Consider the following 671-nt stretch of genomic DNA (forward strand, 5'->3'; position numbering starts at 1 on the left):
TGGATCTGGGTCAGTTAGCACTTCGACGCGGTTGTTCGCGCTGCGTATTTGAACGGTAGGGCCTTCATCAATGAACAGGCCGGTAAGCTTGTTTGCTTCGTCTAATGAGCCGCCGCCATTGCCGCGTAGATCAATGACCAGACCATCTAGTTCTTTTTCGGCACGCATTTCATTCAACAAAAGCAATGTGTCGCGTGTTGTGCTCTTGTAGTTTGGATCGCCGTTTTGCATGGCTTGGAAGTCAGCATAGAAGGTTGGAATCTCGATAACACCAACGCGCTTAGTTTGACCGTCGCGTTCAGTCTCGATGACAGAACTTTTCGCTGCTTGATCTTCAAGTTTTACTTTGTCACGAACAATCGCGATCACGCGCGTGTCTGTGTCGACTTTTGCTTCGGATGGAATAACTTCGAGGCGCACCGTTGATTTTTTTGGACCACGAATCAATTGTACAACTTCGTCTAATCTCCAACCTACAACGTTAACCATTTTCTCGTCGCCTTGAGCAACGCCGACAATTCGGTCAGCAGGGCCAAGCTGGCCTTGTTGTTGCGCAGGACCACCTGCAATCAAGCGAACAACTTTTGTAAACTCATTGTCGGCTTGTAGAACCGCGCCGATTCCTTCAAGCGACAAACTCATGTTGATGTTAAAGTTTTCTGAAGAGCGAG

The 671-nt window shown here is 48.3% G+C and carries 1 protein-coding gene; it reads right to left on the bottom strand.

What is annotated here, in order from left to right; all coding sequences use genetic code 11:
• Positions 1-671: S41 family peptidase (locus A3739_RS03180; protein ID WP_197472000.1), on the bottom strand; the 671-nt coding region annotated here is incomplete at both ends.

The organism is Oleiphilus sp. HI0067 (assembly GCF_001635735.1).